Here is a 13943-nt window from a genome sequence, read left to right as displayed (position 1 = left end):
GGGGATCACCATGGCGCTGGATTTCTCCGGGACGGACCCGGACACCACGTCGGGCGGCTCGCCGATCACCGCACAGCGCGTGCCGTGGCCCGCCGAGACCCTCCACGTGCTCGACGACCACGTGGCACAGCCCGGTCGAGGCCGGTGCAGTGCGGCGTGCCGGGGTGGGCCGGCCACTCCTCCCGGCTCAGGGGGTGGCCATCACAGCGACGACAAGGAGGTCGGCATGGACATCGACGGAGGACACGGCGGCGGGGGCTCGGGCGGCGACGGGGGAGACGGGCACCCCGGCACCCCGTGGACGCCACCGTCCGACCCGCCGTCCCCGGACGGCACCACCCCGCCCGGGGACGGGGGACACAGGAAGTGACGCTCGCACCCGAGCGGAAGGACCGCCCCGCGTCGGGGCGGTCCTTCCCCGTCGCCGACGCGTGGGCCCCGGCCTTCGACGCGCTCCCGCGCTCCCTCTTCCTGCCGGACCTGCTCTGGGCCCACGACATGGCCACCGGGACGAGCCGGCCCGTCGACCGGACCGAGGACGAACCCGGGTGGCGAGCAGCGGTCGCCGCGGACATCCCGATCGTCACCCAGTGGGACGACGGCGAGCATCAGGGCGCCGAACCCGGCACGGTGGCGACCAGCTCCGCCTCGATGCCCTCGCTGGTCGCCTCCATGCTGGCCGACCTCCAGGCCGAGCCGGGGATGCGGGTGATGGAGCAGGGCACCGGCACCGGCTGGAATGCCGCCCTGCTGAGCCACCGGCTCGGCGACGCGAACGTGACCACGGTCGAGATCGACCCGCAGGTGTCCGCCCGGGCCCGTGCCGCACTCGACCGCGCCGGCCACCGGCCGCAGGTCGTGTGCGGGGACGGCGCGCTCGGCCACTCGCCCGGCGCTCCGTACGACCGGATCATCGCGACGTACGGGCTGCGCGCCGTCCCGCCGGCGTGGATCGGGCAGACCCGCCCGGGCGGCCTGATCCTGGCGCCCTTCGGCACCCGCTACTCCAACGCCGACGCCCTGGTCCGCCTCACCGTCCACGGCGACGGCACCGCCGGCGGTCCGTTCCTCCAGCCGGTGGAGTTCATGAAGATGCGCTCCCAGCGCCTCCGGTGGCCGCAGAACCCCGCCGGCGGTGGCACCGTCGCCGAGAGCACCACCACCGCCACCCTGCCGCCGCACGGCAAGTTCGACCCGTTCCCGCTCGCCGCCGGTCTGCGCCTGCGCGACGTCGTCCACGCCGTGCAGCCGCACCAGGACGGCGCCCGCACCCTGTGGCTCTACTCCCTGACCACCCCGGCCTGGGCCGCCGCGACGTTCCGCGACGGCGAAGGCGCCCACCCGGTCCGCCAGTACGGCGGGCGCCGCCTGTGGGAGGACTTCGAGCAGACCCTCGCCTGGTGGCACGACGCGGGCGAACCCGCCATCGGGCGCCTCGGGCTGACCGTCACTCCCGGCGGCTGGCACGCCTGGCTCGACGACCCCTCCCGGCCGCTCTGAACCGCCCGCGACGCCCGGTCCGGCGCCGCGGGCCCACCTTGCCGTGCCGGCCCTGCCGGTGAACGCCGCCCGCGCCCGCCGGTCCGGCGGCAGGTGGGGTCGTGGGCGGCCGCGCCCTGGCGGTCGCGGTCGTCCTGATCACCGGGGGGCGCCTGGGTGACGTCGTCGGGTGCGAGAAGGCGTTCCTCGTCGGGGTGGCCGGGTTCACTCTTCCGGATCGTCATGGATCCGGACACCAAGGGCTCCCCGGAGGCCGGAGCAGCTCACGCACCGCGCCGGCGGGGGGGCCGCCCGCCCGCGAGTCACGTCACCGGCGTGGCTCCTCGGCCCGCTGCCGGTTGCTACGGTTTCTGACAACTCATCAGATGCAAGGAGTCCCTGTGATGAATCCCAAGGCCCCGATCGCCGCTGCCGTGGTCGTCGCCGCGGCGCTCGTGCTGGGCGGCGGCACGCAGGCCGTCGCGCGGCCCCAGGCCCGGGCCGCCCAGGCGTGCGCGGGCTGGACGAAGGTGGAGGCGGTTTCCTACCTGAGCCACTCCGACGGCAGCTTCCGCCGGGCCCAGGGCACGGTGCGGAGCGTCGCGAAGGACACCTGCTTCATCGAGCTGGACGAGAACAAGTACGCCCCCGGCTGGTACACCGGCTGGGACGGTTACTGGAGCATCGCGAAGGAGAACGACAAGGGCGCGGTGTACAAGCAGTTCGCCAAGGCGGTGGTCAGGAGGGGCGAGGGCGGCTACGTGGAGTCCTACCTCGTGGACCTGGACCAGCTGCGCGACGTCGCGGAGAACGTGAACTGCGACGCCAGGGTCACCAAGGACCTGGCGGACGCCTGGCGGGCGGACATCCGCGTCTACGGCGAGCCCAACCGCCAGCTGACCGGCTGGATCCGGACCTGGAACGAGGTCAGCGGCTTCACCAACCTGGGCACTCGCTGGCGCATGGACCAGTGCGTCAAGATCACCGGCAGCGCGACCAAGTGGGACGGCCACACCTTCTACGAGACCCCGCAGGGCCAGGGCGGCCACTACGACTGGGTCCGCGACGATGCCGTCAAGCTCCAGCGCAAGTAGCCCGAGTCACCTACCGGTCCCCGGGCCGCACCGGATCCGGATCGGGTCAGGCTTTCAGCGACCCGCCCGCCGGGGGTCCTGACCCGGACGGGCCGGTCGGGACGAGCGGAGTGCTCCACCGCGCCCGGGCCCTCGACGGACGACGGTACGGTCGCCTGCACGGACCGCGGACGGGGCTGTCCTGCCACCGGGCACTCCTACTCGTCGGGCCGCGGCGAAGGACCGTGTCCGCGGCCGGTCGCATCCTGCGCCTCGACGGCATGGTGATCTTCGGCCCGGTCGTCGCCGATGAACAGCACCGGCACCCGCCCCTTTGCTCCCGTCCGGTCATGACGGCCTGTGCGGAAGGCACGGGCTCGCGCCCTGATGGGTCCGGTGCCCACGCCCGGCCGTCCCGGCGGGCACGCCATCCCATCAGCCGTCAGGCTTCCCGGCCGACCAGCAGGCGCGCGGTCCGACACCAGAGCTCAGACGGCTCGGGTGACGGCAGTGCACATCTGCTGACGGCTACGGACCGCAGTCTCCCTCACGGCCCGTCGGCTCCCGTCAGGTGTGTGCCGGGTACGGGAAGGTTCCCGTGCCCGGCCGGTGCCGGAGCGGGTGGGGCGGCCCGCTCCGGTCGGGGCCCGACCGCCCTGGCGGAGCCGGCCGAAGCGGCCGAGGTACGGACCGGAGCGGACCGGCCCGTACCTCGGCAGGTGGGAACGACGCTCGCTGCTACCGGGTCAGTCGATGGTCCACTTCTGGAGTGCGGTGCCCGAGGCGGCCCGCTGGGTGACCAGGGCGCCGTCGGCGGTCGAGGCCGTGGTGAGCAGCAGCTTGGTCTTGGCCGAGGCGAGGGTGTACCCGCCGCTCACCGGGGTGACGGTCCAGCGCTGGTTGGTGTTGCCGGTGCAGGTCCACTGGATGATCTTTGCGCCGGCGCTGGTGAATCCGCGGTTCACGTCGGCGCAGAGCCCGGAGGCCTGGTTGACGAGCGCGTAGGTCCCGTCGCTGTAGCGGGTGAACGACCACTTCTGCTCGGAACCGCCGCCCGTGCCCGAGGTGGTGAGCTGGGTACGGGAAGCCGTGGAGGCACCCGGGACGCTCAGGGCCTTGCCGCCGGTGGTGAGGGTGTGGACACCCTCCAGGCCGCTTCCGGCCGTGCTGGACCAGGCGACGTCGGGGGCCGCGTAGAACCCGATCCCGGCGGCGGTCCAGCGCGGGCCGTGCTGGCCCAGGCGCTGGCGGAAGTCGTTCCAGTCACGGGCGGACTGGAGGCTCCAGCCGACCTCGGCGAGGGCGGGCAGCCGGGGGAAGCTCATGAAGTCGGCGTACTCGTGGGGCTCGGGCCAGTGGGTGCCGGCGTTGGGCAGGTTGCTGCTGCCCCGGTAGGCGCGGTCGGCCCAGAGAGCGGCCGCGACGCCGGCGACCTTCTGGGCGGGGACGATGACGCCGGTTCCGTCCAGCTTGCCGGTGACCGTCTCCGGGTCCCACTCGTAGGACCGCTGCACGGGCACGAAGCCGGACCATTCCAGGCCGTAGGGGGTGGCGGCGTCGTACTTCATGTCCAGGTAGGCGTGGTCGGACGGGGACATGATGAACTTGACGTCCTGGGCGGCTCCGTCGCGGAGGTGGCGGATGCCCAACGCCTCCTTCGCCGTGCCGATGGTCTCCCGGTCGCTGTCCTCGCCCCAGTACTGGAGGAGGCTGCCGGCGGGGAGGGGGGACTGGCCGAGTTGGTGCCAGCCCATCACGGTCTTCTTCTCCGCGGTGGTCGCGTCGCTGACCGTCTTGACGTAGGAGTCGTACTGCTCCGAGGTCGTGGCCGCCGGGACCTCGTCACCACCGAGGTGGATGTAGGGGCCGGGGGTCAGCGCGGCCACGGTCTTGATGACGGTCTGCAGGAAGCTCTTCGTCGCGTCCTTCTGCTTCTGCTCGCCCAGGCAGAAGAGGCTGATCTTGACGTCGAAGCCGGAGTAGGGCTGCGCGTACTTGTCGTCACAGCGCAGTTCGGGCACCGAGGTCTGGGCGGCCCAGGTGTGGCCGGGCCCGTCGATCTCGGGCACGACGGTCATGAAGCGGGAGCCGGCGTAGGAGACGATCTCCTTGTAGTCCGCCGCCGTGTAGTACCAGTCGGTGCCGCCGGTGAAGCCGCTCTGCGTGCTCGCGCCGACCTTGGTCAGGTTCGGCAGGGCGTCGATGGCGATGCGCCAGCCCTGGTCGTCGGTCAGGTGCAGCTGCAACTTGTTGATCTTGTAAGCCGCGGCCTCGTCGATGTAGCGCTTGACCTCGGCGACGGTGAAGAAGCGGCGGGCGACGTCCAGCATCACACCGCGGTACTCGTACCGGGGCGAGTCGGAGATCTTCGTGGGCGCGATGGTCCACGCCCGGGACTGCCTGGTGCGGGACTCCACCGCGGCGGGGAGCAGTTGGCGCAGGGTCTGCACGCCCCGGAACAGGCCCTGGGCGCCGTACGCCGTCACGAGGACGCCGTTCTTGTCGGACGAGATCGTGTACCCCTCGGCGCCCAGCTCCTTGGGGCCGTTGGGGTCGAGGACGACGGCCTTGTCCGGCGCCTTGGTGTTCCTCACCACCCGGAGGTCGAAGCCCGTCGCGGGGGCGAGCAGCTCGGACAGGTAGGTGCCGACGCCCATCGCCGCCGGGTCCTTGGAGAGGACGGCGATCCGGGTCTTGGCGGTGAGGGTGAACTCGGTTCCGGGCAGGGCCTGTTGGGAGACCGGCTGCGGCACCACGGCCGCGGCGGGGGTGGAGGTGGAGGCGACGGGAGCGGCGGGAGCGGCGGGGGCGGCCACGGCCGGGGAGAGTACGGCCGTGAGCGGGAGGGTGACGGCGACCGAGGCAAGTGCGACGAGGCGTCTGCCTCGTCGGTACGACCAGCGCATGGTGGACTCCTTCTGTGGGGGAAGGCAACGGAGCCGCCCGGTGAACGGGCGACCGGAAGGCGCGAATCGCGCCGGCGGCGAGGGGATGCGCGGGGCTCGTGCGCCGGGCACCGGACCGAGGGGTTCGTTCCGGCCGACGACGTCGACCCGCACTCCCCGCCGGGGACCTGCGACGCTGCGGGTTGTTCGCGCCGAGGCATCGACACTTGAGATCCACAGCGCGACAGAGCAGGGATTGCGCTCGTTTTTGCTTCAACTTCGAGCATTTCGAGCACTTTCAACCACGAAGGTTTCAGCCGACGGGGCGAGGCGTCAAGTCCTACCCGGCCGTAGCTTTCGCCGATCCCGCGCTCCCTGTCCGTCTCCGTCCGTCTCCATCCGTCTCCGCCCGGGATGCCGGGAGGGGCGTGGCACGTGACGACCGGCGGGGTCGGGCCTTCGCTGCTGCGGATTGGTCCGCCTGGGTCACGTTTCGGCAACGCGCCGGGCTTCGACGGTCGTTCCGCACTCTTGCTCGGGGAAGCGGATTTCGTTCAAGGACACGGCCGTTGAGGATTCGTCATGCTGTTCGGAGGTGGCAGGTTGTGAGTTCTACCGCATGCCGTGGATGCGTGGTGTGTGCAGGGCGGGCCCCCGACGTTGTCGGATGGCGGCTCCGATCCGGGAGCCGTCTCCGCGGGGTCCGCAGCTGTCCGACGCCGGCCGTTTCCGGCGAGCGGCCGTACCGGGTCAGGACTGCTGACGGCGGAAGACCGTCGGTGGGTCGCCCACGTAGCGGGTGAAGACCCGGGTGAAGTACGCGGGATCCGGGTACCCGACCTCCCTGGCGATGTGGGCGACCGGGCGATCGGTGCCGGCGAGCAGGACCTTCGCGCGGTCGAGCCGGCGGCGCATCAGGTACTCCGTCGGCGTGGAACCGGTGAGGCGTCGAACGGCCGTGGCCAGGGTGTCGCGGGAGACGGCCAGCTCCTTCGCCACCGCGCCGATCCGCACCGGCGCGTCGGTACGGGCCAGCAGTTCGACGGCCCGGTGGCCGATGTCCTGGCGCGCGGGCGACGACTCGGGAGCCTCGGCGCGGCCCGTGCCCACCAGGCCGATCAGCATGTGGGCGAGCGCCGACGCCGTCACGTGGTCGGCCAGCGACTCCGGCCGGGCGAGAAGGTCCAGGACGCGCAGGAACAGCGCGCGCACCTCGCCGAGATCGGCCGGTCGGGCGGCGACGGGCGCGCCGCCGAGGTAGCCGAGATCCTCGTAGCGTCCTGTCGCCGGACCCTCGAACAGGATCCAGTACTCGTCCCAGCCGCCCCCGGTCGGACCGTAGGAGTGCGGAACGCCCGGGGGCAGCCAGAAGAACGAGCCAGGCCGGACCGGGTGCGTCCCGGGGCGCCCGTGCAGTTCCAGACACCCGGCGCCGGCCGTGACCAGGACCCCGGCGTAACCGCTCAGCGTGCGCCGGACCCGGGCCGACGTCTGGCCGACGATCCTCCCGGCGCCGGTGACGGCCAGCCCCAGGGCCCGCACGGCGTCCGGGGGAGTGCGGTAGTGCGCTGTGGAGTCCGGCATGTCCGCGTCCGTCGACAATCGTCCAAGTACCTTCGGAATCCGTGCATTGTTCCACGCCTCGAACGCGACCAGCATGTCGGCATGAGCGATTCACGGCGGCCCGGGCGCGCCCCGGCAACAGTCCTGACGTCCAACGGCCACCGCCTGGACACCGGCCCGCGGCGCCTCGGCGGGCTCGAACCCGTCCCGCCCGCGGAGCGCCGGGACTTCGACGCGTTGCGAACCCGCTTCGCCCGGGACGGCTACCTGTACCTGCCGGGCTTCTTCGACCGCGACACGATCCTGGCGTTCCGCCGCCACTACTTCGCCACGCTGGCGCCGAGCGGCCTGATCCGCCCGGGCTCCGACCCGGTGGAGGGCCTGGCGGCCACCGCCGCCGATCTCGACCGCGAGCGGTTCCGGAGCCTGCTGTACGACAGGATCGTTCCCGGCCGCGAGTACGACGCGATCTGCCGGCACCCCGCACTCCTCGCGTTCTACCGGCACTTCCTCGACACCGACGAACTCCACCTGCACCGCCGCAGGATCATCCGGCACGTGGGCCCCGGCGAGTCCGGCATCGGCACGGCGACCCAGGCGCACTACGACCTGGTCTACCTCCGCGAGGGCACGGACCGCGTCGTCTCCTCGTGGATCCCGCTGGGCGACTGCCCGATCGCCCGGGGCCCGCTGATCTACCTGGAGGGCAGCCACCACCGAGTCATGGCCGAGGAGGCCGCCGGCACGCTGCGACGCCCCGCCGCGTCGATCACCGCCGACCTGCCCGCCCTCGCCGAGACCTACGACGCCCGTTGGCTGGTGACCGACTTCGCCGCAGGCGACCTGATGGTCCACAGTGCCCACCTCGTGCACGCGGCCCTGGACAACCAGGACCCCGGCGGACGGTTCCGCCTGTCCACCGACATCCGCTACCAGCCCGCCGCCGAACCGGTCGACCCGCGCTGGCAGCAGCACTGGCACGACCAGGACGGGCTGTGAACGGCACGCCGGTCATGCATCGAAACGCGATGCTTCACCCCTGCCGGCACGGAACCTCCCGGGTTGATCGAGGGATTCGAACGGCGGCAGGATGAGGTGGCCAAGGTAGGCACATGCGCCAACTCGGCTTCCGGGAGCTTGAGTTCACGCCCATGAGCCGGTGGATGCCGTCCGGCCCGAGGGCGGTGGAGGAGCCCGGGCACCCGACAGCAAGGAGCGCAGGACCGTGTCCGACTGGGACGAGATGACCGCGGCCGCCCGCACGGTGCGCCGCCTCTACGACGAGGCCAACCGCCTTGCGCTGGGCCGTACCTGGGACCTGGCGGACTTCGCCCTCGGACTCATCGGTGACGTCGGGGACCTTGCCAAGCTCGTTATGGCGCCACGAGGGCCATCGCGCCGACGTCTCGGCCGGCCGGGAGCGGATCGGGCCATGAGCTGTCCGACTGCCTGTTCTCCCTGCTCGTCGTCGCGGACGAGACCGGGATCGACCTCGCCGGCCGGTTCACCGCCGACATGGCCGCTCCGGCTGCCCGTGTCGGCACCTCGCCGGCCCTGACCACCACCATCGACCGGACGAGACGAGGAGCATCGTGGGAAGCGTTCCACAGGAAGTGTGGGAGCAGCACTACGCCGACGGCCAGGCGTTCCAGCCGCTCGGCGATGCGGAGCGGGCGCTGCTCGCCGAGCACGCCCCCGCGCCCGACGGTGGTGGCCGGGCACTGGACGTGGGCTGCGGCACCGGCGAGCTGGCCGCCCACCTCGCCACCACCGGCTACACGGTCGACGCGCTCGACCTCGCCACCGCCGCGCTGGAACGGGCCCGCACCGAACACGGCGATGAGACGGCGGTGCGCTGGCTACGCCTGAACATCGAACACGACGACCCCGCCGAACTCGACGACACCGGCTACGACCTCATCACGCTACGCCTGGCCGTCGCCTTCCTCCAGGACCGTACCCGGGTCCTGCACACGCTCGGGCAGCGGCTGCGCCCCGGTGGTGCCGTGGTGGTGATCACGCCGACGGCCGAGGACACCCCGCCCGAGAAGCGTGGCATCGCCCTGGACGAGGACGAACTCACCGTGCTGGCAACCGGCTGGGAGACGGCGCAGCGCCTCGATGCAGACGGGTTGGCCGCTCTCGTCCTACGGGGTCCCTGCCACGCCGCCGACGCCGACGCCGCCGACGCTGAGCTCCGGCGCGCCGACCGGGCCGTCAGGCCGGGGGCGGGGTGAGCTCGGTGATGGTGCGCCTCTGGGTGTGCAGCACCGCACCGTCCCGGTTGATCCAGGTGGCGGTGAGCGTGGCCACCGGCACCGTGGTGTCCGACTCCAGCTTGAGGAAGGTGTAGGGCTCGTCCTTGCTCCACCTCACCGGGTCCCGTTGCTTCTGCGCGGGGGTGGCCTCGTTCCATCTCGTAGGGTGCGTGGCCCCGGTCCTCGCGGCGGTGCTTACGTCGAACTCGTCACGGCGGTGCTCACGTCGAACAGGGTGCCGAGCGTCCTGCCGTGCAGGGGGCTGAGGACGTACTCCCACAGGTCGTAGCCGGCCGGGGTCGAGGTCGGGGTGTTCGGGGTCCCGGCGACGTAGTCCGGGGTCCGGTCGAAGTTCTTCGCGGCTCGGGAGACCAGATTTCGGCACCGGAATCCGGGAGTCGCACCCGGGAGTTCTCCTCGCGTGCGACGGGGGTGCGGGCAAGGTGTTCCGCCCATGCGATTCTGTTATCCGCCCCATCAGCACGTCGGGTCTTGTCGGCGCCGGCCCGCCGGTGGACCATCGGAAGCCACGCCCCCGGAACGGGAACGTTGCAGCGCTGCCGCCGCATCGGGCCGGTGCCGACGGCCGCCGCGGGGCCTAGGGCGGACCCTTCCGACCTGCCGGATGTCCTCCCGCTCGGGCCCGCTGTGGGGTCGGGGCGGTTCATGCTGACCGTGCTGCTGATCGGCCCGCACCTGTAGCGCGCCGCCGCCCGTCGCCGCCGGGGCTGGGTGATCCGGGCGGGCGGTTCCTGCGCATCGGGGGCGGCCCCGGGCGTCGGATGCAGGGCTCCCGCGACACCTACCGTGCTCGAAGCGCCACGGAGTGAGACATCGAACGTTCGACCGCGCGATCGTGCGGGTACATATCGATTACTCGACTCCTACCCGAGGGGGTGGCCATGGCCACTCTGATCGCCCTGTTCGCGGGCCTTGCCGTGATCGTGACCGGCCTCGCGGTCTACCTGCACCGGCGGCCCCACAACCGCACCGAGACCGTCGAAGGGCTGCTGGCCGAGCAGGAACTCAGGGCCCGGCTGCGGGCCGCCCGCTCCGCCTACAGCACGTTCGCCATGCACGGCACCCACGGCCTGACCGTGGACGACCTGGAGAGGTACCGCAGGTAGGGCCCGCCTCCGCAGGTTGTCCCCGGGCAACGGGCCTTCGACCGTCACCGTGCGACGCACCGGATGGCGCCCGGCACCTCGACGCCCTCCGACGAGAGCCCTCCGACGGGAGAAGAAGGAAGAAGGGAGAGCCCGAACCCGCCCACCGCCCGGATCCGGCCGCCGTGCCGACCGGGTGGTGGGGCATGCGGACGGGGTGGGCGGTGACACGACCCGGTGGGTGCCGCGAGCGGCCGCGGGTCGACCTGCACCCCACCCGGATCGAGGCCGACCCCGCCGTCGGCCGGCTCGCCCTCGACAGCGTGCGCGCCCACGTCCCGCGACGATGCGGTCGTGCCGTGCCAGGTGTTCGACAGGCTGGAGCGTATCCACGCCGCGGTGCCCGCCCTGCGCGAGGTTGCCGGACGGAGTGGTCCGGCGGCCTGTTTCCGGCCGGACTACGGTGGAGGTCGGGTCATGGGCGCGACGAGCCCGATGGGAGCTGAGCGTGGGCGACGTCGGTGGTGGAGCGGTCCTCGGCGGGACGCGGGGGTGCTCCTTCGCGGGACGCGCCGTGGAGCTGCGGGCGCTGCTGGGTGCGGTGTCGGAGGCGCGCCCGGCGGTGGTGCTGGTGGAGGGGGAGGCGGGGATCGGCAAGTCGCGGCTGGTCGCGGAGGCGTCGTCGGTGCTGAGCGCCCAGGGGCTGCGGGTGTTGTCGGGTGGGTGCCATCCGTTGCGTGAGCCGTTGGCGTACGGGCCGGTGATCGACGCGCTGCGCCTGGTGGGGCCGTGGTTGCCGCCGCCGGGGCAGCTGGGTGCTTCGGCGGGGTCGCTGTCGGCGTTGCTGCCGGACCTGGCCGCCGCGCTGCCCGAGCCGCCACCCGCGTTGCCGCCGGAGGTGTCCGCGTCCGGAGCGGGCCGGTTCCGGGTGGTGTCGGGGGTGCGGACGCTGTTGGAGGCGGTGGCGCCGGCGGTGCTGGTGGTGGAGGACGTGCACTGGGCGGACGAGGCGACCCGGGAGCTGCTGCTGCTGTTGGCGCGGGACATGCCGCGCGATGTGGCGTTGGTGCTGACGTACCGGGCGGAGGACCTGCCGGGTGGCTGGCCGGTGCTCGGTGCCCCGTTCCGGCGTTCGCCGGGCACGGGCGGGGCCGAGATCCGGCTCGGCCCACTGGGCGAGGCCGAGCTGAGGACGATGGCACGCGACGTGTTCGGCGGCGAGCCTGCGCCGGCCCTGGTGCGGACCCTGCTGGAGCGCAGCGGGGGTCTGCCGCTGGTGATCGAGGAGGACCTGATCACGCTCGCGCGTTCACCGGGCGGAGCCGACGTGGCCGCGCTGCGGGTGCCGCGGAGCCTGGGTGAGGTGCTGGCCGAACGCCGGGCACGGCTGGGCCCGGACGCTGCGGCGCTGGTCGACACCGCGGCCGTGCTGGCGGTCCCGGCCGGGGAGGCACTGCTGGCCGAAGCGGCCGGACTGGACGACACCAGGGCAGACGAGGCGCTGCTGGAGGCGCTCGGTGCGGCGGTGCTGCGCCAGATCGGCCGGAACGCCTACGGATTCGGCCACGTCCTCGCGCAGGAGGCGGTGTACGAAGCCATCCCCGGGCCGGTCCGCAACCGCGCCCACCGGCGGGTCCTTCAGGTGCTGCAGACGCTGGACCCGCCGCCGCTGGTGCAGATCGCCCATCACACCCGTGCCCTGGGGGACCGGGCGGCCTGGCTGCCCAGGGCCCAGGCCGCGGCCGACCAGGCCACCGCGGTCGGTGACCACGGCAGTGCCGCCACGCTTCTCCAGGAGATCCTCGACCAACCCGGTCTCACCCCCGACCAGTTCACCCGTGCCGCCTGGGCCCTGGTCTACGCTGCCTCGGCCGGAACCGGCGCCGCCACTACGGCCAGGATCCTGCGCCGGGTCCTGCAGGTGGCAGGCCTGCCCGCCACGGTTCGCGGCGGGATCAGGACCAGCCTTGGGGTGCTGCTGATGTACCAGGTGGGGGACCTGTCCGGTGAGGAGGAACTGCTGACCGCCCGGGCGGAGGTCGGGGACAGCGATCCGGTCGTGGCCGCCAGGCTGCTCGCCATGCTGGGACTGTCGGACACGGGCCGGTTCTCGGCCGCCGAACTACGGGCCATGGTCGAACGCGGCTACGCACTGCTGATCGACAATGAGGACCGCCAGGTCCGGCTGCTGCTCGATTTTGCCCGTTTCCTGCAGCGGGGTCTGGCGGCCGATCCCGCCATCCCGGAGCTGCTGGCGGCGCTGCCCCGCGAGAGCGACGACGTTCAGGTGCTCCAGCGCACGGCACTGATCGTCGGCGTCAACATCGGCCGCTCGCTCGGTGTCGGCCACGACGAGCGCGCCGCGGCCGGCATGACCGAGATACGGGCTATGGCACCGCGCGCCCGCCTGCCCGTGCTGGAGCTCTACCTGGACGCCTTCCAGGTGGAGCTCGACTGGCAGGCCGGCCGCTGGGACGACGCGGAACGGGACCTGGCGGTGTTCCAGGAGCGCTACCCGGACACCCTGTTCGGGGCAGGAGGGGTCCCGGCCGCAGTGCGGGGCCTGACCGCCGCCGCCCGCGGCCTCACCGCCCGGGCCGCCGCCGAGTTCGGGCGGGTTCTGGCCCGTGGCGGCCTGCACCTGGACTCGGTCGGCGCCGCCGCCGGCACCGCCCGCCTCCATCTCGCCCGCAACGACCCCGAGGCCGCCTGGCGCACGCTGACCGACCCGCTCGACTTCCTGGGGTTCCTCGACCGCAAGGAGGCCTGGGCCTGGGCCTGGGACCTCGTGCCCGCCGCCGTCGAGACCCTCCTCGCCCTGGACCGGCCCGAGGAGGCCGAGGCCCTGGCAGCGCGCCACGCCACCGAGATCGAGGGCCGGGACGCGCCCGGCGCCGTCGCCGAGCACCACCACTGCCGGGGCCTGCTGCTGCAAGCCGGCGACCCCGACGCCGCGATGGCGGCCTTCGACCTCGCGGCGACGTGCTGGAGCGACATCGGCCGCCCCTACCGGGCCGCCCTCGCCGCCGAACGCGCCGCCCGCACTCGCACCGACCTCGACGGGGCCGCCGCCCGCCTGGCCGGGCCGATCGCCACCTTCGAACGCCTCGGCGCCACCTCCGACACCGCCCGCTGCCACCGCCTGCTGCGCGAACGCGGCCAGAAGACCCTCAACCCGCGCGGCCGCGCCGGCTTCGGCGACCACCTGTCCCCGCGCGAGGAACAGGTCCGCGACCTGCTCGCCTCCGGCGCCACCAACAAGGACATCGCCGCCGCCCTGTTCCTCTCGACCCGCACCATCGAGAAACACGTGGCCCAGGTCCTGGCCAAGCTCGACACCACCCGCGCCGACCTCGCCCACGGACCCGCCTGAACCGGGCGTTGCCCCGGGAACCGCCCTGCGGCACCCGGTCCCGCGAACAGTCTTGGCGACCGCCCCAGGCCCCGCGCCCAGGCCCCGCTCGCCTGCACCCGCCGCCGGACCCGGCCACGTCTCAGACCGGTGTTCCCCGGGCTGGCGGGACGGCCCACAGGCCGTCCCGCCAGCCCGGGGCTGTCCGGCGTCTGCCGGTACCCGCG

10 protein-coding genes are annotated in these 13943 nt (G+C 73.1%); 6 read left to right on the top strand and 4 right to left on the bottom strand.

Translation table 11 applies throughout. The annotated features are described in order from the left end of the window. Positions 1–366: 366 nt before the first annotated feature. On the top strand, positions 367–1500 hold the full coding sequence (locus ACWDRR_RS20000; RefSeq protein ID WP_449773527.1) for a methyltransferase domain-containing protein: 1134 nt from the start codon (positions 367–369) through the stop codon (positions 1498–1500). Between the two features lie 383 nt (positions 1501–1883). Then, the gene (locus ACWDRR_RS19995; protein WP_449773526.1) at positions 1884–2573 is read left to right on the top strand and encodes a hypothetical protein; all 690 of its coding nucleotides are present in this window, start codon (positions 1884–1886) and stop codon (positions 2571–2573) included. Positions 2574–3298: 725 nt separating this feature from the next. Here ACWDRR_RS19995 and ACWDRR_RS19990 read toward each other — a convergent pair. Continuing rightward, complete coding sequence (locus tag ACWDRR_RS19990) at positions 3299–5458, bottom strand: family 20 glycosylhydrolase (RefSeq protein WP_449773525.1); 2160 nt, start codon at positions 5456–5458, stop codon at positions 3299–3301. Between the two features lie 729 nt (positions 5459–6187). After that, the gene (locus tag ACWDRR_RS19985) at positions 6188–7021 is read right to left on the bottom strand and encodes a helix-turn-helix domain-containing protein (protein ID WP_449773524.1); all 834 of its coding nucleotides are present in this window, start codon (positions 7019–7021) and stop codon (positions 6188–6190) included. Positions 7022–7102: 81 nt separating this feature from the next. Here ACWDRR_RS19985 and ACWDRR_RS19980 point away from each other — a divergent pair, with 81 nt between their 5' ends. Then, positions 7103–7999, top strand: a complete 897-nt coding sequence (locus ACWDRR_RS19980; protein WP_449773523.1) for a phytanoyl-CoA dioxygenase family protein — start codon at positions 7103–7105, stop codon at positions 7997–7999. A gap of 593 nt (positions 8000–8592) precedes the next feature. After that, the gene (locus ACWDRR_RS19975) at positions 8593–9237 is read left to right on the top strand and encodes a class I SAM-dependent methyltransferase (protein ID WP_449773522.1); all 645 of its coding nucleotides are present in this window, start codon (positions 8593–8595) and stop codon (positions 9235–9237) included. Here ACWDRR_RS19975 and ACWDRR_RS19970 read toward each other — a convergent pair. Beyond that, positions 9218–9376: a hypothetical protein gene (locus ACWDRR_RS19970; RefSeq protein ID WP_449773521.1), complete on the bottom strand. Its 159-nt coding sequence runs from the start codon at positions 9374–9376 to the stop codon at positions 9218–9220. The genes ACWDRR_RS19975 and ACWDRR_RS19970 overlap by 20 nt on opposite strands. 77 nt (positions 9377–9453) lie before the next feature. Then, the gene (locus ACWDRR_RS19965) at positions 9454–9714 is read right to left on the bottom strand and encodes a hypothetical protein (RefSeq protein WP_449773520.1); all 261 of its coding nucleotides are present in this window, start codon (positions 9712–9714) and stop codon (positions 9454–9456) included. Positions 9715–10160: 446 nt separating this feature from the next. Between ACWDRR_RS19965 and ACWDRR_RS19960 the strand changes: the two genes are divergently transcribed. Together ACWDRR_RS19960 and ACWDRR_RS19955 are read left to right on the top strand one after the other, a co-directional pair. Next, positions 10161–10385, top strand: coding sequence for a hypothetical protein (locus tag ACWDRR_RS19960; protein WP_449773519.1), 225 nt, complete (start codon positions 10161–10163; stop codon positions 10383–10385). Between the two features lie 487 nt (positions 10386–10872). Further along, the gene (locus ACWDRR_RS19955; RefSeq protein ID WP_449773518.1) at positions 10873–13737 is read left to right on the top strand and encodes a helix-turn-helix transcriptional regulator; all 2865 of its coding nucleotides are present in this window, start codon (positions 10873–10875) and stop codon (positions 13735–13737) included. Positions 13738–13943: the final 206 nt, after the last annotated feature.

Source organism: Kitasatospora sp. NPDC003701 (assembly GCF_053587085.1).
This window is presented reverse-complemented; position numbering and strand designations above follow the sequence as displayed.

Excerpts from the sequence above, each read along its gene's own strand:
- ACWDRR_RS19995 (WP_449773526.1), top strand. The coding sequence starts at position 1,884 with ATGAATCCCAAGGCCCCGATCGCCGCTGCCGTGGTCGTCGCCGCGGCG.
- ACWDRR_RS19990 (WP_449773525.1), bottom strand. The coding sequence starts at position 5,458 with ATGCGCTGGTCGTACCGACGAGGCAGACGCCTCGTCGCACTTGCCTCG.
- ACWDRR_RS19985 (WP_449773524.1), bottom strand. The coding sequence starts at position 7,021 with ATGCCGGACTCCACAGCGCACTACCGCACTCCCCCGGACGCCGTGCGG.
- ACWDRR_RS19980 (WP_449773523.1), top strand. The coding sequence starts at position 7,103 with ATGAGCGATTCACGGCGGCCCGGGCGCGCCCCGGCAACAGTCCTGACG.
- ACWDRR_RS19965 (WP_449773520.1), bottom strand. The coding sequence starts at position 9,714 with ATGGGCGGAACACCTTGCCCGCACCCCCGTCGCACGCGAGGAGAACTC.
- ACWDRR_RS19960 (WP_449773519.1), top strand. The coding sequence starts at position 10,161 with ATGGCCACTCTGATCGCCCTGTTCGCGGGCCTTGCCGTGATCGTGACC.